Genomic DNA, 22,147 nt, shown 5'->3' on the forward strand with positions numbered 1-22,147 from the left:
TGGGTGAGGTTCCAATGGCGGATGCGGATCAGGACAAGATCCTCGACTACCTCAAGCGGGTGACGGCCGATCTGCACCAGACACGGCAGCGCCTCCGCGAGGTCGAGTCGGCGGAACCGGAGCCGATCGCGATCGTCGGCATGAGCTGCCGGTTCCCCGGCGGCGTGCAGTCGCCGGAGGACCTGTGGCGGCTGGTCGCGGCCGGTGGGGACGCCATCACGGAGTTCCCCACCGACCGCGGCTGGGACGTCGAGTCGCTGTACGACGAGGACCCGGACGCCGAGGGCACCAGCTACACCCGTGAGGGCGGCTTCCTCGACGGCGCCGGCCGGTTCGACGCCGCGTTCTTCGGCATCAGCCCCCGCGAGACCCTCGGCATGGACCCGCAGCAGCGGCTCCTGCTGGAGACCTCGTGGGAGGCGTTCGAGCGGGCCGGTATCGACCCGGCGGCCCTGCGCGGCAGCCGGTCCGGCGTGTTCATCGGCACCAACGGCCAGACGTACCCGGAGATCCTCCAGCAGGTGCCCAAGGGCGTCGAGGGCTACCTGATGACCGGCAACGCGGCCAGCGTCATCTCCGGCCGCATCTCGTACACGTACGGCCTGGAGGGCCCGGCCGTCACCGTCGACACGGCCTGCTCGGCGTCCTTGGTGGCGCTGCACCTCGCCGTGCAGGCGCTGCGCAACGGCGAGTGCGACCTGGCGCTGACCGGTGGTGTGACGGTCATGGCCAGCCCGCGCTCGTTCGTCCAGTTCAGCCGGCAGCGGGGGCTCGCACCCGACGGCCGCTGCAAGCCGTTCGCGGACGGCGCGGACGGCACCGGCTGGGGCGAGGGCGTCGGCATGCTCCTCGTCGAGAAGCTGTCGGACGCCCGCAGGAACGGCCACCCCGTCCTCGCCATCGTCCGTGGCTCCGCCGTCAATCAGGACGGCGCGAGCAACGGCCTCACCGCGCCCAACGGCCCGTCGCAGCAGCGCGTCATCCGGCAGGCGCTCACCAACGCCGGGCTGACGCCCGCGCAGGTCGACGCCGTCGAGGCGCACGGCACCGGCACCACCCTGGGCGACCCCATCGAGGCCCAGGCCCTGATGGCCACCTACGGGCAGAACCGCCCCGACGGCCGGCCGCTGTACCTGGGCTCGGTGAAGTCCAACTTCGGCCACACCCAGGCCGCCGCCGGCGTCGCCGGCGTCATCAAGATGGTCAAGGCCATCGAGCACGGCGTGCTGCCGCCCACCCTCCACGTCGACCGGCCCTCGGAGAACGTGGACTGGACGGCGGGCGCCGTGGAGCTGCTCACCGAGGGCCGCGCGTGGCCCGACACCGGGCAGCCGCGCCGCGCCGGCGTCTCCTCCTTCGGCGTCAGCGGCACCAACGCCCACACCATCATCGAGCAGGCGCCGGACGCCCCGGCCGCCGAATCCCTGCCCGACACCGCGCCCGGCCTGCCGCTGCCGGTCCTGGTGTCCGGGCAGAGTGCCGAGGCCCTCGCCGCCCAGGCCGGGCGGCTCGCCGAGCGCGTGACCGACGACGCGGAGCTGTCCCTCGCGGACGTCGCCCACTCGCTGGCCACCACGCGCGCCTCCCTCGACCACCGCGCCGTGCTCTTCCCCACCGACCGCGACGCCCTGCTGCGCGGCCTGCAGGCCCTGGCCGGCGGCGACACGCCGGCCGACGCCGTGCGCGGCGTCGTCGGCGAGGGCAAGACCGCGTTCCTGTTCACCGGGCAGGGCAGCCAGCGCGCCGGCATGGGCCGCGAGCTGTACGACGCGTACCCCGCCTTCGCCGAGGCCCTCGACGCCGTGTGCGCCGAGCTCGACCCGCACCTGGACCGGCCCCTGCGCGAGGTGATCTCCGGCGAGGCCGGCGCCGGCCTGCTGGACGAGACCGCGTGGACCCAGCCGGCCCTGTTCGCCGTCGAGGTGGCCCTGTACCGCCTCCTGGAAACCTGGGGTGTCACGCCCGACTTCGTGCTCGGCCACTCCATCGGCGAACTGGCCGCCGCCCACGTCGCCGGCGTGCTGTCGCTGGCCGACGCCTGCACCCTCGTCGCCGCGCGCGGCCGGCTCATGCAGGCGCTGCCCGCGGGCGGCGCCATGGTCGCCGTGGAGGCCACCGAGGACGAGGTGACGCCGCTGCTCGGCGACGGCGTCGCCGTGGCCGCCGTCAACGGCCCCCGCTCCGTCGTGGTCTCCGGCGACGAGACGGCAGTGCTGGAGCTCGCCGCCGCGTTCACCGCGCAGGGCCGCAAGACCAAGCGGCTCACCGTCAGCCACGCCTTCCACTCCCCGCTCATGGACGGCATGCTGGACGACTTCCGGCGCGTCGCCGAGGGCCTGACCTACCACCCGCCGGTCGTCCCCGTCGTCTCCAACGTCACCGGCGCCTCCGTCACCGCCGACGAGATCTGCTCGCCCGGCTACTGGGTGCGGCACGTCCGCGACGCCGTCCGCTTCCTCGACGGCGTCCGCTACCTGGACGCCCAGGACGTCGCCGTCTACGTCGAGATCGGCCCCGACGGCACCCTGTCCGCGCTCGCCCAGGACTGTGTCGACCGCCCCGACGCCGTCTTCGCGCCCGCCCTGCGCGCCGGCCGGCCCGAGGCCCCCGCCCTGGCCGCCGCCGTGGCCCGCGCCCACGCGCACGGCACCCGTGTCGACTGGGCCGCGGTCCTCACCGGCCGCGGCGGCCGCCGCGTCGACCTGCCCACGTACGCGTTCCAGCGCGAGCTGTACTGGCCCGAGACGCCGGACGCCTGGGTCGGCGACGTCACCTCCGCCGGCCTCGGCTCGGCCGACCACCCGCTCCTCGGCGCCGCGCTCGCCCTCGCCGACGCCGACGGCTTCCTGTTCACCGGCCGCCTCTCCCGGCGCACCCACCCGTGGATCACCGACCACACGGTGATGGACACCGTGCTGCTGCCCGGCACCGCGTTCGTGGAACTGGCCGTGCGGGCCGGCGACCACGTCGGCTGCGACCTGCTGGAGGAACTCACCCTCCAGGCCCCGCTGGTGCTGCCCGAGATCGGCGGCGTCCAGATCCAGCTGGCCGTCGGCGCGCCCGACGCGTCCGGCCGCCGCACCCTCACCCTCCACTCCCGCGCCGAGGACGCGCCCGACGACGCCTGGATCCGGCACGCCACCGGCGTCCTGGCGCCCGGCGCGCCCGCCGCCGGCCCCGGCCTGGCCGAGTGGCCGCCGCAGGACGCCACCGAGGTGCCCGTCGACGGCCTCTACGACTGGCTGGCCTCCACGGGCTTCGCCTACGGCCCCTCCTTCCAGGGCCTCACCGGCGCCTGGCAGCGCGGCGACGAGGTGTTCGCCGAGGTCCGGCTGCCCGAGCCGGCCCGCCAGGACGCCGCCGCGTTCGGCCTGCACCCCGCCCTCCTCGACGCCGCGCTGCACGCCGTCGGCATGGGCGAGCTGCTGGAGCCCACCGAGCACGGCCGGCTGCCGTTCTCCTGGAGCGGCGTGGCCCTGCACGCCGTCGGCGCCACCGAGCTCCGCGTCCGGCTGGCGCCCGCCGGCCGCGACACCGTGTCCGTCTCCCTCGCCGACGGCGACGGCCGGCCCGTCGCCTCCGTCGACGCGCTGCTGCTGCGGCCCGTCTCCCCGGAGCAGGTCCACGCGCACGCCGCCCAGGGCACCTTCCACGACGCGCTGTTCCGCGTCGACTGGACCCCGCTGCCGCTGCCGGCCGCCACCACCGTGGCCGCCGGCCAGTGGGCGCTGCTCGGCGACGCGACCGACACCGCCCTCACCGCCCTGACCACGGCCCTCCCGACGGCGGCCGTCTACGCGGACCTCGCCGGCCTGGCCGCCGCGGTCGAGGCGGGCGCCCCGGTGCCGCAGGCGGTGGTGGTGCCGTGGAACGGCACTGACGCCGACACCGATACCGACGCCACCGGTCTGCCCCAGCGCGTCCGGGAGTCCCTGCACGCCGCCCTCCAGCTCGCCCAGGAGTGGCTCGCCGACCCGCGGTTCGCCGGTTCCCGGCTCGTGTTCCTCACCCGTGACGCCGTCGCCACGCACAACGGCGCCGACGTCCCCGGCCTGACGCACGCCCCCCTGTGGGGCCTGCTGCGCTCCGCGCAGTCGGAGAACCCCGGCCGTTTCGTCCTGGCCGACCTCGACGGCCGCGAGCCGTCCCACCGTGCCCTGGCCGCCGCCCTGGCCGCCGACGAGCCGCAGTTCGCGCTGCGCGACGGGCAGGCGCTCGTGCCGCGCCTGGGCCGGGTCGCCGCCGACGCCGGCGCCGAGGCCCCCGCCCTCGACCCGGACGGCACCGCCCTGGTCACCGGTGCCACCGGCACCCTCGGCGCGCTCGTCGCCCAGCACCTCGTCACCGCGCACGGCATCCGCCACCTGCTGCTCACCAGCCGCCGCGGCCCCGACGCGCCCGGCGCCGACGCCCTGCTCGACACGCTGCGCGAGGCCGGCGCCCAGGTCACCCTGGTCGCCTGCGACGCCGCCGACCGCGACGCGCTCGCCGCCGCCCTGGCCGCCGTACCCGCCGAGCACCCCCTGACCGCCGTGGTGCACACCGCCGGTGTCCTCGACGACGGCGTCCTCGACTCCCTCACGCCCGAGCGGGTCGACCACGTGCTGCCCGCCAAGGTCGACGCCGCCCTGAACCTGCACGAGCTGACCCGCGACCACGACCTGGCCGCGTTCGTGCTGTTCTCCGCCGCCGCCGGCGTCCTCGGCGGCCCCGGCCAGGCCAACTACGCCGCCGCCAACGCCTTCCTCGACGCCCTCGCCGCGCACCGCCGCGCCCAGGGCCTGCCCGCCACCGCCCTCGCCTGGGGCCTGTGGGCCGAGCGCAGCGGCATGACCGGCGACCTGGCCGACACCGACCTGGACCGCATCAACCGCGCCGGCGTGGCCGCCCTGTCGTCCGAGGAGGGCCTGGCCCTCCTCGACACCGCCCGCGCCACGGGCGACGCCCTGCTCGTGCCGATGCGCCTCGACCTGGCCGGCCTGCGGCACGCCGACCCCGCGCAGGTCCCGGCGCTGCTCCGCGGCCTGGTGCGCACCCCGGCCCGCCGTACCGCGGCCGCGGCCGCCGCCCCGCAGGACGGGCTCGCCGCGCGCCTGCGCGGCCTGGACGCCGCCGGCCGCGACCGGCTGCTGACCGAGCTGGTGTGCGAGCAGGTCGCCGCGGTGCTGGGCCACGCCGGTGCCGACGCCGTCGACGCCGGGCGCGCCTTCAAGGAGCTCGGCTTCGACTCGCTGACCGCCGTCGAGCTCCGCAACCGTCTCAACGCCGTCACCGGCGTCCGGCTGCCCGCCACCCTCGTCTTCGACTACCCCACGCCCACGGCCCTCGCCGCGTTCCTGCGCACCGAGATCCTCGGCTCCGACGACCGCGCGGCCGCCGCGCCGGTCGTCACGGCGGCGGCCACGGACGACGACCCGATCGTGATCGTGGGCATGAGCTGCCGCTACCCCGGCGGCATCTCCAGCCCCGAGGAGCTGTGGCAGCTGGTCGCCGGTTCCGGCGACGCCGTGTCCGCGTTCCCCACCGACCGCGGCTGGGACCTCGACGCCCTCTACGACACCGACCCCGAGCGGGCCGGCACCAGCTACACCCGCGAGGGCGGCTTCCTGCACGACGCCTCCGCGTTCGACCCGGCCTTCTTCGGCATCAACCCGCGCGAGGCCCTGGCGATGGACCCCCACCAGCGCCTGCTGCTGGAGACGTCGTGGGAGGCGTTCGAGCGGGCCGGCATCGACCCGCTGTCGGCACGCGGCAGCCGCACCGGCGTGTTCGCCGGCGTGATGTACCACGACTACCTCACCCGCCTGCCCGCCGTGCCCGAGGGCCTGGAGGGCTACCTGGGCACCGGCAGCGCCGGCAGCGTCGCCTCCGGCCGCGTCTCCTACACCCTGGGCCTGGAGGGCCCGGCGGTCACCATCGACACCGCCTGCTCCTCCTCCCTCGTCGCCCTGCACCTGGCCGCGCAGGCCCTGCGCAACGGCGAGTGCGACCTCGCCCTCGCCGGCGGCGTCACCGTCATGTCCACCCCGGACACGTTCGTCGACTTCAGCCGGCAGCGCGGCCTCGCCGCCGACGGCCGCTGCAAGTCGTTCGCCGCCGCCGCCGACGGCACCGGTTGGTCCGAAGGCGCCGGCATGCTCCTCGTCGAGCGCCTGTCCGACGCCCGCCGCAACGGCCACCCCGTCCTCGCCGTCGTGCGGGGCACCGCCGTCAACCAGGACGGCGCCAGCAACGGCCTCACCGCCCCCAACGGCCCCTCCCAGCAGCGCGTCATCCGGCAGGCCCTCGCCAACGCCGGGCTGACCACGGCCGACGTCGACGCCGTCGAGGCCCACGGCACCGGCACCACCCTCGGCGACCCCATCGAGGCGCAGGCCCTCCTCGCCACCTACGGCCAGGGCCGCACCGAGGACCGGCCGCTGTGGCTGGGCTCCATCAAGTCCAACCTCGGCCACACCCAGGCCGCCGCCGGCGCCGCCGGCATCATCAAGATGGTCATGGCGATGCAGCACGGCACGCTGCCGCCGACCCTCCACGTCGACGAGCCCACCCCGCACGTCGACTGGGCCGCCGGCAACGTGGAACTCCTCACCGAGGCCCGCGACTGGGCCGAGGCCGGCCACCCGCGGCGCGCCGGCATCTCCTCGTTCGGCGTCAGCGGCACCAACGCGCACGCCATCATCGAGCAGCCCCCGGCCACCGACGAGCAGGACACCGCCGCCGGGCGCCGCGACCTGCCCGCCGTGCCCGTCGTGCTGTCCGGCAAGACCGACCAGGCCCTCACCGGCCAGGCCCGCCGCCTCCTCGCCCACGTCGAGGCACACCCCGGTCTCCACCCCGCCGACCTGGCCTACTCGCTGGCCACCACCCGCTCCGCGTTCGAACGGCGCGCCGCCGTCGTCGCCGGCGACCGCGACGGGCTGCTCACCGCCCTGACCGCGCTCGCCGACGGCGAGGGCACCCTGCGCGGCGCCGTCACCGACGGCAAGACCGCGTTCCTCTTCACCGGCCAGGGCAGCCAGCGCCCCGGCACGGGCCGCGAGCTGTACGCCACGTACCCCGCGTTCGCGCAGGCCCTCGACGAGGTGTGCGCCGAACTCGACCGGCACTTGTCGCGGCCCCTGAAGGACGTGCTGTTCGCCGAGGAGGGCACCGACGAGGCCGCGCTCCTGCACCTCACCGGCTGGACCCAGCCCGCCCTGTTCGCCCTCGAAACGGCCCTGCACCGCCTCGTCGACAGCTGGGGCATCCGCCCCGACTACCTGGCCGGCCACTCCATCGGCGAGATCACCGCCGCGCACGTCGCCGGCGTGCTCTCGCTGGAGGACGCCTGCACGCTGGTGGCCGCCCGCGGCCGCCTCATGCAGCAGCTGCCCGAGGGCGGCGTCATGGTGGCCCTGGAGGCCGCCGAGGACGAGGTGCTGCCGCTGCTCGCCGGCCACGAGCACCACGTCGGCATCGCCGCCGTCAACTGGCCGAACGCCATCGTCCTGGCCGGCGACGAGGACGCCACCCTCGCCATCACGGCCCGCTTCGAGGAGCAGGGCCGCCGCGCCCGGCGCCTGACCGTCAGCCACGCCTTCCACTCCCCGCTGATGGACGGCATGCTCGACGAGTTCCGCGCCGTCGCCGAAACCCTCACCTTCCACGTCCCGCGCATCCCCGTCGTCTCCAACGTCACCGGCACCCTCGTCACCGACGAGCTGACCAGCGTCGACTACTGGGCGCGGCACGCCCGCGAGGCCGTGCGCTTCCTCGACGGCATCCGCACCCTGGAGGCCGAGGGCGTCACCACCTACCTCGAACTGGGCCCGCAGGGCGTGCTGTCCGGCATGGGCCGCGACTGCCTCACCGACAGCGCCGGCCACGCCGCGTTCCTGCCGCTGCTCCGCAAGGACCGCACCGAGAACGACGCCCTGGCCACGGCCCTGGCCGAGGCGCACGTCCGTGGTCTCGCCGTCGACTGGGCCGCCTACTACGCCGGCACCGGCGCGCGCCGCGTCGACCTGCCCACGTACGCCTTCCAGCGCGAACGCTTCTGGCTGGAGGCCCCCGCCGGCTGGGTCGGCGACGTCGAGTCCGCCGGTCTCGGCCCCGCCCACCACCCGCTGCTGGGCGCCGCCCTGCCGCTCGCCGACAGCGACGGGTTCCTCTTCACCGGCCGCATAGGCCTGGACACCCACCCGTGGCTCGCCGACCACGCCGTCATGGGCACCGTCCTGCTGCCGGGCACGGCCTTCGTCGAACTGGCCGTGCGCGCCGGCGACCAGGCCGGCTGCGACCACCTCGACGAGCTCACCCTCGAAGCGCCGCTGGTCCTCACCGGCCACCAGGCCGTCCAGCTGCAGATCTCCGTCGGCGCCCCCGACCAGGCCGGCCGCCGCGCCCTGGACCTGTACTCGCGCGCCCAGGACGCCCCCGCCGACCAGCCCTGGACCCGGCACGCCACCGGCATCCTCGCCACCGGCGCACCCCAGGCGGCCGCGCCCCTGACCGAGTGGCCGCCGCCCGGCGCCGAACCCGTCACCACCGACGGCCTGTACGAGCACCTGGCCGCCGGCGGCTTCGCCTACGGCCCCGTCTTCCAGGGCCTCACCGCCGCCTGGCGGCACGGCGACGCCGTCTACGCCGAGGTGCGGCTCCCCGACGAGCACCGCGCCGACGCCGGCGCGTACGGGCTGCACCCCGCGCTCCTCGATGCCGCCCTGCACGCCACCTTCGTCCGGGAGGACGCCGACGAACAGGGCCGCCTGCCGTTCTCCTGGCGCGGCGTCACCCTGCACGCCGCCGGCGCCGGCGCCCTGCGCGTCCGCCTCACCCCCACCGGCGACGACGGAATGACCCTGGACCTGGCCGACACCCAGGGACAGCCGGTGGCCTCCGTACGCCACCTCGCCCTGCGGCCCGTCTCCGCCGGCCAGCTCGCCGCCGCCCCGGCCGCGCAGCACGAGTCGCTGTTCCGCCTCGACTGGGCCACCGTGCCGCTGCCCGACAGCACGCCCGGCACCGGCCTGGCCGTGCTCGGCGACAGCAACCTGCCGGCCGGTGAGGCCGACACCTACGCCGACCTCGCCGCCCTGCGCGCCGCCGTCGACACCGGTACCCCCGTCCCCGGCCACGTCCTGGTCACCCCCGGCGCCACCGCCGCCGACGACCTCGCCGCCGGCGTCCACGACGCCGTCCACCAGGCCCTCGGCCTGGTCCAGGCGTGGCTCGCCGACGACCGGTTCGCCGGCTCCCGGCTCGTCCTCGTCACCCACGGCGCCGTGGCCACCCCGGCCGACGCCGGCGTCCGCGACCTGCGCCACGCACCCGTGTGGGGCCTCGTCCGCTCCGCGCAGGCCGAGAACCCCGACCGGTTCGTCCTGGCCGACCTCGACGACGACACCGCCTCCGCGGAGGCCCTGCCCGCCGCCCTCGCCACCGGCGAACCCCAGGTCGCCGTGCGCCGCGGCACCGTCCACGCGCCCCGCCTCGCCCGCATCCCCACCAGCGGCGGCCTCCTGCCGCCCGCGGACGAGCCCGCCTGGCGCATGGACATCCACGACAAGGGCACCCTCGAGAACCTCACGCTCGTGCCCTGCCCCGAGGCCACCGAGCCCCTGGCACCCGGCGAGGTACGCGTCGCCGTCCGCGCCGCCGGCCTCAACTTCCGCGACGTCCTCAACGCCCTCGGCATGTACCCCGGCGACGCCGGCCTCATGGGCAGCGAAGGCGCCGGCGTCGTCCTGGAGACCGGCCCCGGCGTCACCGACCTCGCCCCCGGCGACCGCGTCATGGGCATGCTGCCCGGCGGCTTCGGCCCCCTCGTCGTCGCCGACCGGCGCATGATCGCCCCCATGCCCGAGGGCTGGACGTTCGCTCAGGCCGCGTCCGTGCCCATCGTCTTCATGACCGCCTACTACGCGCTGCGCGATCTCGCCGGCCTGCGCCAGGGCGAAGCCCTCCTCGTGCACGCCGCCGCCGGCGGCGTCGGCATGGCCGCCGTCCAGCTCGCCCGCCACTGGGGCGCCGACGTCTACGCCACGGCCAGCCCCGGCAAGTGGGACACGCTGCGCTCCATGGGCATCCCCGACGACCGCATCGCCTCCTCCCGCACCCTCGACTTCGAGGACACCTTCCGCACCGCCACCGACGGCCGCGGCGTCGACGTCGTCCTCGACTCGCTCGCCCGCGAATTCGTCGACGCGTCCCTGCGGCTCCTGCCGCGCGGCGGCCGGTTCGTCGAGATGGGCAAGACCGACGTCCGCACACCCGAGGACGTCGCCGCCGCCCACCCGGGCGTCACCTACCGCGCCTTCGACCTGACCGAAGCCGGACTCGACCGCATCCAGGAGATGCTCACCGAGCTCCTCGGCCTCTTCACCACCGGCGCCCTGCAGCCCCTGCCCGTCGCCACCTGGGACCTGCGCCGCGCACCCGACGCCTTCCGGCACCTCAGCCAGGCCCGGCACGTCGGCAAGGTCGTCCTCACCATCCCCGGCACCTGGGACCCCGACGGCACCGTCCTCGTCACCGGCGGCACCGGCACCCTCGGCGGCCTCGTCGCCCGCCACGCCGTCGTCGAACGCGGCGCCCGCCGCCTGCTGCTCACCAGCCGCCGCGGCCCCCAGGCCGACGGCGCCGCCCAGCTCGCCGCGGAACTGGAGGAACTCGGCGCCCACGTCACCGTCGCCGCCTGCGACACCGCCGACCGCGACGCCCTGCGCGACCTGCTCGCCGGCATCCCCGCCGAGCACCCCCTCACCGCCGTCGTCCACACCGCCGGCGTCCTCGACGACGGCGTCGTCGACGCCCTCACCCCCGAACGCGTCGACCGCGTCCTGCGCCCCAAGGTCGACGCCGCACTCCACCTCCACGACCTCACCCGCCACCTCGACCTCGCCGACTTCGTCCTCTTCTCCTCCGCCGCCGGCGTCTTCGGCGGCGCCGGCCAGGCCAACTACGCCGCCGCCAACAGCTTCCTCGACGCCCTCGCCCAGCACCGCCAGGCCACCGGCCTGCCGGCCACCTCGCTGGCCTGGGGCCTGTGGGCCGAGGCCAGCGGCATGACCGGCGAACTCGACGCCACCGACAAGGACCGCATGACCCGGTCCGGTGTCCTCGGCCTCGCCACCGCCGAAGCACTCGCCCTGCTCGACACCGCGCACCAGGTCGGCGACCCCCTCCTGGTGCCCATGCGCCTCGACCTGGCACCCCTGCGCCACGCAGACGCCGCCATGGTCCCCGCCCTGCTGCGCGGCCTCGTCCGCGGGCCCGCCCGCCGCACCGTCGACACCACCGACGACCGCAACGGGCCGTCCCTCGCCGACCGCCTGCTGCGCATGACCGAGGCCGACCGCGACCAGACCCTCCTGGACCTCGTCCGCGGCCAGGTCGCCGCCGTCCTCGGGCACGCCTCGCCCGACGCCGTCGAAGCCGGCCGGGCCTTCAAGGACCTCGGCTTCGACTCCCTCACCGGCGTCGAGTTCCGCAACCGGCTGGGTGCGGCCGCCGGCCTCCGGCTGCCCGCCACCCTCGTCTTCGACTACCCCACCCCCACCGCCCTCGCCGGCTACCTGCGCGACGAGCTCCTCGGCTCCCGCGCCGCCGACGCGGCCCCGGTGGCCGGCACCCCGGCGGGCCCGGGCACCGGCGGGGACGACGACGCCATCGCCATCGTCGCCATGAGCTGCCGCTTCCCCGGCGACGTCCGCAGCCCCGAGGACCTGTGGACCCTCCTCGCCGAGGGCCGCGACGCCATCGCCGACCTGCCGTCCGACCGCGGCTGGGACACCGACGCCCTCTACGACCCCGACCCCGACAGCCCCGGCACGTCGTACGCCCGCGAAGGCGGCTTCTTCTACGACGCCCACCACTTCGACCCCGCGTTCTTCGGCATCAACCCCCGCGAGGCCCTCGCCATGGACCCCCAGCAGCGCCTGCTGCTGGAAACGTCCTGGGAGGCATTCGAGCGGGCCGGCATCGACCCGACGGGCATGCGCGGCAAGCAGGTCGGCGTGTTCGTCGGCCAGATGCACAACGACTACGTGTCCCGCCTCAACACCGTCCCCGAGGGCGTCGAGGGCTACCTCGGCACCGGCGGCTCCAGCAGCATCGCCTCCGGCCGCGTCTCCTACACCTTCGGCTTCGAAGGCCCGGCCGTCACCGTCGACACGGCCTGCTCGTCGTCGCTCGTCGCCCTGCACCTGGCCGCGCAGGCCCTGCGCAACGGCGAGTGCGACCTCGCCCTCGCCGGCGGCGTCACCATCATCACCACGCCCGACGTGTTCACCGAGTTCAGCCGCCAGCGCGGCCTGGCCGCCGACGGCCGCTGCAAGCCCTTCGCGGCCGCCGCCGACGGCACCGCCTGGGGCGAAGGCGCCGGCATGCTCCTCGTCGAGCGGCTGTCCGACGCCCGCCGGCGCGGCCACCCTGTTCTCGCCGTGGTCCGCGGCACCGCCGTCAACCAGGACGGCGCCAGCAACGGCCTGACGGCCCCCAACGGCCCGTCGCAGCAGCGCGTCATCCGCCAGGCACTCCACAACGCGCAGCTGACGACCGCTGATGTCGATGCCGTCGAGGCGCACGGTACGGGTACGACGCTCGGCGACCCCATCGAGGCGCAGGCGCTGCTCGCCACGTACGGGCAGGGCCGCGCCGAGGACCAGCCGCTGTGGCTCGGCTCCATCAAGTCCAACTTCGGCCACACCCAGGCCGCCGCGGGCGTTGCGGGCGTCATCAAGATGGTGATGGCCATGCGCCACGGCATGCTGCCGCAGACCCTGCACGTGGACACGCCCACGCCGCACGTCGACTGGGCCGCGGGCGCCGTCGAGCTGCTGTCGGAGGCACGCGACTGGCCCGAGACGGGCGACCGTCCGCGCCGGGCCGCAGTGTCGTCGTTCGGCATGAGCGGCACCAACGCGCACGCCATCATCGAGCACGTGCCCGCCCCCGCCGACGAGCACCCCTCGGCGGCGGAGGCGGCAATCCCGCCGCAGCTGCCGTGGACGCTGTCGGCGAAGTCCGCCGACGCCCTGCGCGACCAGGCGGCACGCCTCCACGCCCACCTCGACGCGGAGCCGGACACCGGCCTCGCGGACGTCGGCCACACCCTGGCCACGGCCCGCGCCCTGTTCGACCACCGCGCGGTGGTCACCGCGGGCGACCGGGACGGCCTGCTGCGCGGCCTGGCCGCACTGGCTGCGGGGGAGACCTCGGCCGGTGTGGTGCGGGGCGCGGTGTCGGACGGCGCGAAGCTGGGCTTCCTGTTCACGGGACAGGGCAGCCAGCGGCTGGGGATGGGGCGTGAGCTGTACGCGTCGTACCCCGTGTTCGCCGAGGCGTTCGATGCGGTGTGCGCGGAGCTGGACGGTCATCTGCGACTTCCGCTGAAGGACGTGCTGTTCGGCGAGGACGCGGGCGTCCTCGACCGGACCGAGTTTGCTCAGCCGGCGTTGTTCGCTGTGGAAGTTGCGCTCTTCCGGCTGGTCGAGGCGTGGGGTGTGAAGCCCGACGCACTGGCCGGTCACTCGATCGGTGAGATTGCCGCTGCCCATGTGGCCGGTGTGTTCTCCCTTGCCGACGCCTGCACGCTGGTCGCCGCCCGCGGTCGCCTGATGCAGGAGCTGCCGGAGGGCGGCGCGATGGTGGCCGTCCAGGCCGCCGAGAGCGAGATCGAGCTCGTCGACGGCGTGAGCATCGCTGCCGTCAACGGCCCGACGTCCGTCGTCATCGCCGGTGACGAGGCGGCGGTGCTGGAGATTGCCGAGCGGTTCGCGGCTCAGGGCCGTAAGACCCGTCGTCTCACCGTCAGCCACGCGTTCCACTCGCCGCTCATGGACGGGATGCTGGACGCGTTCCGCGAGGTCGTGGCCGGGCTGTCGTACAGCACGCCGCGCATCCCCGTCGTCTCCAACCTGACCGGTGCGCTGGTCACGGGCGACGAGATGTCCTCGCCCGACTTCTGGGTGCGCCACGTCCGCGAGGCCGTGCGCTTCCACGACGGTGTGCAGGCCCTGGCGGCCGAGGGCGTGACGACGTTCGTCGAGCTCGGGCCGGACGGTGTGCTGTCGGGCATGGCCCAGCAGTTCGTCGAGGCCGAGGACGCCGTCTTCGTGCCTGTCCTGCGCCGTGACCGTGCTGAGGCGGAGACGCTGTCGCTCGCCGTCGGCCAGGCGCACGTTCGCGGGCACGCCGTCGACTGGGCCGCGTACTACGCCGGCACCGGCGCGCGCCGCGTCGACCTGCCCACGTACGCCTTCCAGCGCCGCCGCTTCTGGCTGGACGTGGGCGCCACCGGCGCCGACGTCTCGTCGGCGGGCCTCGACCGCGCCGATCACCCGCTGCTCGGCGCCGCCGTGCAGCTCCCCGACTCGGACGGGCTGCTGTTCACCGGCCGCCTCTCCCTGCACACCCACCCGTGGCTCGCGGACCATGCCGTCATGGGCACCGTCCTGCTGCCCGGCACCGCCTTCGTCGAACTGGCGCTGCGCGCCGGTGACCAGGTCGGCTGCGACCGGCTGGAGGACCTGACCCTGGAGGCGCCGCTGGTGCTGCCCGAGCACGAGGCCGTGCAGCTGCGGCTGACGCTCGGCGCGGCACAGCAGGCGGGCCGCCGTTCCCTGACCCTGCACTCGCGCCCCGAGCACGCCCCGGCCGACGCGCCGTGGACCCGGCACGCCACCGGCGTGCTGGCCGAAGGCGCCCCCGCCGCGGCCTTCGACCTCGGCGTGTGGCCGCCCGAGGGCGCCGAGGCCGTGGACGTCACGGGCCTCTACGAGGGGCTCGCCGGCTCCGGGTTCGCGTACGGGCCCGTCTTCCAGGGGCTGACGGCCGCCTGGAAGCACGGCGAGGACGTCTACGCCGAGGTGCGGCTGCCCGAGGACGCGCAGAGGGACGCCCACCGCTTCGTCCTGCACCCCGCGCTGCTGGACGCGGCGCTGCACGCGCTCGGCCTGGCCGCCGAGGCCGGCGCCGGCCGCCTGCCGTTCGCCTGGAGCGGCGTCACCGTCCACGCCGTCGGCGCCACCACGCTGCGCGTACGGCTGCGGAGCGCCGGCGCCGGGGAGGTCTCCCTGGCCGTCGCCGACGCCGAAGGCGCCCCCGTGGCCACGGTCGACGCCCTCGCCCTGCGCGAGGTGACGGCCGACCGGCTCGGCGCGGCCCGCGACGTCGCCGCACACGGCGACGCGCTGTTCCGCGTCACCTGGGTCGCGGCCCCGGCCTCCGCGCCTGCGGAGGAGTGGATCGCACTTGGTTCCGGTGGCCTGGCGGAGCTTTCCGGGCCGGCCGCCGTGCCGGGTGTCGTCGTGGTCGACGGCATCGCCGGGCCCGCCCGGGAGGCCGTGCACCAGGCGCTGGCCCTCGTTCAGGAGTGGCTGGCCGGTGACCGGTTCGCCGAATCCCGCCTGGTGTTCGTGACGCGCGGTACCGCCGACCTGGCGGGTGCCGCGGTACGCGGTCTCGTGCGGTCGGCCGCGTCGGAGAACCCCGGCCGGTTCGCCGTCGTGGACGTCGAGGACGCGGACGCGTCGTTCGACGCGTCGTGGCTGGTGGCCGGCGAGCTGGAGACGGTGGTGCGCGACGGTGCGGTCCTGGTGCCGCGTCTGGCCCGTGCGTCGGTGACCCCGGTGGCCGGAGAGGCCCCGGTGTTCGACGGGGACGGCACGGTCCTGCTCACCGGTGCGACCGGTGCGCTCGGCGGCCTGTTCGCCCGCCATCTGGTGGCCGAGCACGGCGTCCGGCACCTGCTGCTCGTCAGCCGCCGCGGCGCCGACGCACCGGGAGCCGGCGAGATCGGTGACGAGCTCGCCGCCCTCGGCGCCCAGGTGACGTGGGGCGCCTGCGACGTGGCCGACAAGGAGGCGCTCGCCGCACTCCTGGAGTCGGTCCCCGCCGGTCAGCCGTTGCGGGCCGTGGTGCACGCCGCCGGTGTGCTCGACGACGGTGTCGTCACCGCCCTGACGCCCGAGCGCGTGGACGGCGTCCTGCGCCCGAAGGCCGACGCCGCCTGGAACCTGCACGAGCTCACCCAGGGCCTCGACCTGACCGCGTTCGTGCTGTTCTCCTCCGCCGCCGGTGTGTTCGGTGGCGCGGGCCAGGGCAACTACGCCGCCGCCAACGCCTTCCTCGACGGTCTCGCCGCGTTCCGCCGCACCCAGGGCCTGCCCGCCACCTCGCTGGCCTGGGGCCTGTGGGACGGCGGCATGGGCGAGGCACTGGCCGGCACCGACCGCCGGCGCGTCAACCGCGGCGGCATCGCCGAGCTCTCCGCCGAGCGCGGCCTTGCCCTGTTCGACCTGGCCACGGCGGCCGACGACGCCCTCCTGGTCCCCGTACCGCTGGACCTGGCCGCGCTCCAGGCCCAGGCCGGCCAGGCCGGCAGCGACGCGCTGCCGCCGCTGCTGCGCGGCCTCGTCCGTACGACGGCCCGGCGCACCGCGTCGGCCGGCGCGGCCGCCGCACCCACCGGTGAACTCGGCAAGCGCCTGGCGGGCCTGCCCGCCGAGGAGCAGGAGGCGGAGCTGCTGGCGCTGGTGCGCACGCAGGTCGCGTCCGTGCTCGGCCACGACTCGGCCGACACGGTCGAGGCGGGCCAGGCGTTCAAGGAGCTCGGCTTCGACTCGCTCACCTCCGTCGAGCTGCGCAACCGCCTCAACACCGCGACCGGCGTCCGGCTGCCGGCGACGCTCGTCTTCGACTACCCGACCCCGGCCGTGCTCGCCCAGTACCTGCGCACCGAGGTGCTCGGGGCCGAGGCGGACGCCCCGGCGGAGCCGGAGGCCCCGGCGGTGGTCCTCGACGACGACCCGATCGCCATCATCGGCATGAGCTGCCGCTACCCCGGCGGCGTGCAGACGCCCGAGGACCTGTGGCGCCTCGTCCTCGGCGGCGAGGACGCCATCTCGGAGTTCCCCGAGGGCCGCGGCTGGAACCTCGACGCGCTGTTCGACCCCGACCCCGACGGCCGGGGCACCAGCTACACCCGCCACGGCGGCTTCCTGCACGACGCCGGCCAGTTCGACCCCGCGTTCTTCGGCATCTCGCCGCGCGAGGCCGTCGCCATGGACCCGCAGCAGCGCCTGCTGCTGGAGACCACGTGGGAGGCGTTCGAGCGGGCCGGCATCGACCCCGCGTCGGTGCGCGGCAGCCGCACCGGCGTGTTCGCCGGCATCATGTACCACGACTACGCCACCCGCATCACGTCCGTGCCCGACGGCGTCGAGGGCTACCTCGGCACCGGCAACTCCGGCAGCGTGGCCTCCGGCCGCGTCGCCTACGCCTTCGGGCTGGAGGGCCCGGCCGTCACCGTCGACACCGCGTGCTCGTCGTCGCTGGTCGCCCTGCACTGGGCCATCCAGGCGCTGCGCAGCGGCGAGTGCTCCATGGCGCTCGCCGGCGGTGTGACCGTCATGTCGACGCCCGGCACGTTCACCGAGTTCAGCCGCCAGCGCGGCCTGGCGGCGGACGGACGCATCAAGTCGTTCGCCGCGGCCGCCGACGGCACCAGCTGGTCCGAGGGCGCGGGCATGCTCCTCGTCGAGCGGCTGTCCGACGCGCGCAAGCACGGCCACCCCGTGCTCGCCATCGTGCGGGGCTCCGCCGTCAACCAGGACGGCGCGAGCAACGGCCTGACGGCCCCCAACGGCCCGTCGCAGCAGCGCGTCATCCGGCAGGCCCTGGCCTCCGCCGGCCTGTCGAGCAACGACATCGACGTGGTCGAGGCGCACGGCACGGGCACCACGCTGGGCGACCCCATCGAGGCGCAGGCGCTGCTCGCCACGTACGGCCGCGAGCGGTACGAGGACCGGCCGCCGCTGTGGCTCGGCTCCATCAAGTCCAACCTCGGCCACACCCAGGCCGCCGCCGGTGTCGCCGGCATCATCAAGATGGTCATGGCGATCCGCCACGGCGTGCTGCCGTCGACGCTGCACGTGGACGAGCCCACGCCGCACGTCGACTGGGAGGCGGGCGCGGTCGAGCTGCTGACGGAGACGCGCGACTGGCCGGAGACCGGTGGCCGTCCGCGCCGGGCCGCGGTGTCGTCGTTCGGCATCAGCGGCACCAACGCCCACACCATCATCGAACAGCCGCCGGCCGTTCCCACGGCAGCGGCCGCGGACGCGCCCACCGCCACGTGGACGCTCTCCGCGAAGACCGGCGACGCCCTACGGGCCCAGGCCGGACAGCTCCACGCCCACCTGGAGGCCGAGCCCGGCCTCAACCTCACCGACACCGGCTACTCGCTGGCCACCGGCCGGTCCGCCTTCGCCCACCGCGCGGTGGTCACGGCGGGCGACCGGGACGGGCTGCTGCGCGGCCTGGCCGCACTGGCTGGGGGGGAGACCTCGGCCGGTGTGGTGCGGGGCGCGGTGTCGGACGGCGCGAAGCTGGGCTTCCTGTTCACCGGGCAGGGCAGCCAGCGTCTGGGGGCGGGGCGTGAGCTGTACGACGTGTACCCGGTCTTCGCCGAGGCGTTCGATGCGGTGTGCGCGGAGTTTGATGGACGGCTTCGGCTGCCGCTGAAGGATGTGCTGTTCGGTGAGGACGCGGGTGTTCTCGACCGGACGGAATTTGCTCAGCCTGCGCTGTTTGCTGTGGAGGTGGCGCTGTTCCGGCTGGTCGAGGCGTGGGGTGTGAAGCCCGATGCGCTGTCCGGTCACTCGATCGGTGAGATTGCTGCGGCGCATGTGGCGGGTGTGTTCTCGCTGGCTGATGCGTGTGCGCTGGTGGCTGCTCGTGGTCGTCTGATGCAGGAGCTGCCGGAGGGCGGCGCGATGGTGGCCCTTCAGGCCGCCGAGAGCGAGATCGAGCTTGTCGACGGCGTGAGCATCGCTGCTGTCAACGGTCCGGCCTCGGTCGTGATCGCCGGTGACGAGGACGCGGTGCTGGAGATTGCCGAGCGGTTCTCGGCTCAGGGCCGTAAGACCCGCCGTCTCACCGTCAGCCACGCGTTCCACTCCTCGCACATGGACGGCATGCTGGACGCGTTCCGCGAAGTGGCCGCCGGCATCACCTACAGCGAGCCGCGCATCCCGCTCGTCTCCAACCTCACCGGTGCGCTCGTGTCGGAAGAGGTGACGTCGCCCGACTTCTGGGTGCGCCACGTCCGCGAGGCCGTGCGCTTCCACGACGGCGTTCAGGCTCTCCTGGCCGAGGGCGTGACGACGTTCGTCGAGCTCGGGCCGGACGGTGTGCTGTCGGGCATGGCCCAGCAGTTCGTCGAGGCCGAGGACGCCGTCTTCGTTCCCGCGCTGCGCCGCGACCGGGCGGAGGCTGAGACGCTGTCGCTCGCCGTCGGCCAGGCGCACGTCCGTGGGCACGCCGTCGACTGGGCCGCGTACTACGCCGGCACCGGCGCGCGGCTCGTGGAACTGCCCACCTACCCGTTCCAGCGCCAGTGGTACTGGCTGGAGTCGGCCGTCGGGGCCCCCGCCGTCGGCGACGCGAGCGGCTTCGGCCTCGGCGTCACCGATCACCCGCTGCTCGGCGCCGCCGTCGAGCTGCCGGACTCGGAAGGCGTCCTGTTCACCGGCCGTCTCGCCCTCGACACGCACCCCTGGCTGGCCGACCACGCGGTCATGGATGCCGTCCTGCTGCCCGGCACCGCCTTCGTCGACATGGCGCTGCGCGCCGGCGAGCAGGTGGGCTGCGAGCACCTGGACGACCTGACGCTGGAGGCCCCCCTGGTCCTGCCGGAGAAGGGCGGCGTGCAGCTGCGGGTGTCGCTCGGCCCGGTCGACGCGTCGGGCCGCCGTTCGGTGACGTTCCACTCCCGCGGGGAGTGGGGCGGGGCCGACGAGCTGTGGCTGCGCCACGCCTCGGGCGCGCTGGCGGAGAAGAGCCCGGCCGGGTCCTTCGACCTCGCCGTCTGGCCGCCGGAGGGCGCCGAGCCGGTGGAGGTGGCCGGGCTGTACGAGGGCCTGGCGGCGTCCGGGTTCGCGTACGGGCCGGTGTTCCAGGGTCTGACGGCGGCGTGGCGGCTCGGTGAGGACGTCCTCGCCGAGGTGTCGCTGCCGGAGGACGCGCGGGACGAGGCGTTCGGCCTGCACCCGGCGCTGCTCGATGCGGCGCTGCACGCCATCGGCCTGGGCGGCCTCGTCGAGGACACCGGCCGCGGCCGGCTGCCGTTCGCCTGGTCGGGCGTGTCGCTGCACGCGGCCGGCGCGTCGAGCCTGCGGGTGCGGCTGTCCCGCACCGGTACGGGCTCGGTGGCGCTGGCGGTCGCGGACGCGGCAGGCTCCCCCGTGGCGTCGGTCGAGGCCCTCGCGCTGCGCGAGGTCTCGGCGGAGCAGCTGGCGGGCGCCCGCCACGAGTCGCTGTACCGCGTGGAGTGGGTGGCGGCCCCGGCCGCTGCCTCCGCTGCCGTCGGCGAGTGGGTCGCCCTGGGTGCCGGTGGTCTGGCGGAGCTGTCCGGGCCGGCCGCCGTGCCGGGTGTCGTGGTGGCCGACGGTCTCGCCGTCGGCGCCGGCTCGGTGCGGGAAGCGGTGCACGGGGCGCTGGGCCTGGTGCAGGAGTGGCTCGGCGACGACCGCTTCGCCGGCTCCTGCCTGGTGTTCGTGTCGCGCGGTGCCGCCGATCTGTCGGGTGCCGCCGTCCGGGGCCTGGTGCGGTCGGCCGCGTCGGAGAACCCCGGCCGGTTCGCCGTGGTGGACGTCGAGGACGTGGACGCGTCGTTCGACGCGTCGTGGCTGGTGGCCGGCGAGCCCGAGGTGGCGGTGCGCGACGGTGCGGTGCTGGTGCCGCGCCTGGCGCGTGCCACCGCGAACGCCGACGCCGGTGAACTCCCGGCGTTCGACAGTGAGGGAACGGTCCTGCTCACCGGTGCGACGGGCACCCTCGGTGGTCTCTTCGCACGGCACCTGGTCACCGAGTACGGCGTCCGTGACCTGCTGCTGGTCAGCCGCCGCGGTGCCGAGGCGCCCGGGGCCCGGGAGATCGGCGACGAACTCGCCGCCCTGGGCGCGCAGGTGACGTGGGCCGCGTGCGACGTGGCCGACCGTGAGGCGCTGGCGGCAGTGCTGGAGTCGGTGCCCTCGGAGCGTCCGCTGCGTGGCGTCGTGCACGCCGCCGGTGTGCTGGACGACGGCATCGTGACGGCCCTGACGCCCGAGCGGGTCGACACCGTCCTGCGTCCGAAGGCGGACGCGGCGTGGAATCTGCACGAGCTGACGCAGAAGCTGGACCTGTCGGCGTTCGTGCTGTTCTCCTCCGCCGCCGGTGTCTTCGGTGGCGCGGGCCAGGGCAACTACGCCGCCGCGAACAGCTACCTCGACACGCTCGCCGCGTTCCGCCGTACGCAGGGCCTGCCCGCCACGTCGCTGGCGTGGGGCCTGTGGGACGAGGCCGGTGGCATGGCCGGCCAGGCCGACGCCGAGCGGCTGGGCCGGGGTGGTGTGGGTGCGCTGTCGGCCGCCGAGGGTGTGGCGTTGTTCGACGCCGCGCTCGCGACGGACGAGGCCCTGCTCGTGCCGGCACGCTTCGACCTGGCGGGGCTGCGCGACCAGGCGGCCACGGGCATGCTGCCGCCGCTGCTGCGCGGCCTGGTCCGGGTGCCCACCCGTCGTACCGCGGCTGCTGCTTCGAACACCGAGGGCGAGTCCGCACTCGTCGCCCGCCTGGCCGGCCTCGGCGCCGCCGAGCAGGACGCCGTGCTGCTGGAGGTCGTCTGCACGCAGGTCGCCGCGGTCCTCGGCCACGCCGGGCCCGACGCGGTCGACCCCGGCCAGTCGTTCAGCGAGGTCGGCTTCGACTCCCTGACGGCCGTCGAGCTCCGCAACCGCCTCAACGCCGCCACCGGCGTCCGGCTCCCCGCCACGCTCATCTTCGACTACCCGACGCCCACGGCCCTCGTCCGCTTCCTGCACGAGGAGATCGTCCAGGACGGCATGGCGGCGGTCAGCCCGCTGCTCACGGAGCTCGACCGGCTCGCGGCCTCCCTGGGGACGGCGCTGTCCGACGACGACGCCCGGTCGCATGTCACCGCGCGGCTCCAGGCGCTGCTCGCCAAGGTCAACGAGAGCGCGCGGAACCCCGAGGACGAGCCGGGTGCCGACGTCGCGGAGGAGCTCGAGTCGGCGACGGACGACGACCTCTTCGACTTCATCGGCAAGGAGTTCGGCATCTCCTGATGAACGACAACCACCCGAACGACCCTGCCCTT

The 22,147-nt window shown here is 75.4% G+C and carries 1 protein-coding gene; it reads left to right on the forward strand.

All coding sequences use genetic code 11. From position 1 onward, the window contains the following. The first annotated feature begins 59 nt into the window (after positions 1–59). A complete protein-coding gene (locus tag IE305_RS18725) occupies positions 60–22,115 on the forward strand; it encodes an SDR family NAD(P)-dependent oxidoreductase (protein WP_444546167.1) in 22,056 nt (7,351 codons plus the stop codon). Positions 22,116–22,147: the final 32 nt, after the last annotated feature.

This window comes from Streptomyces mashuensis, from assembly GCF_014654785.1.
Taxonomy (GTDB): Bacteria; Actinomycetota; Actinomycetes; order Streptomycetales; family Streptomycetaceae; genus Streptomyces; species Streptomyces mashuensis.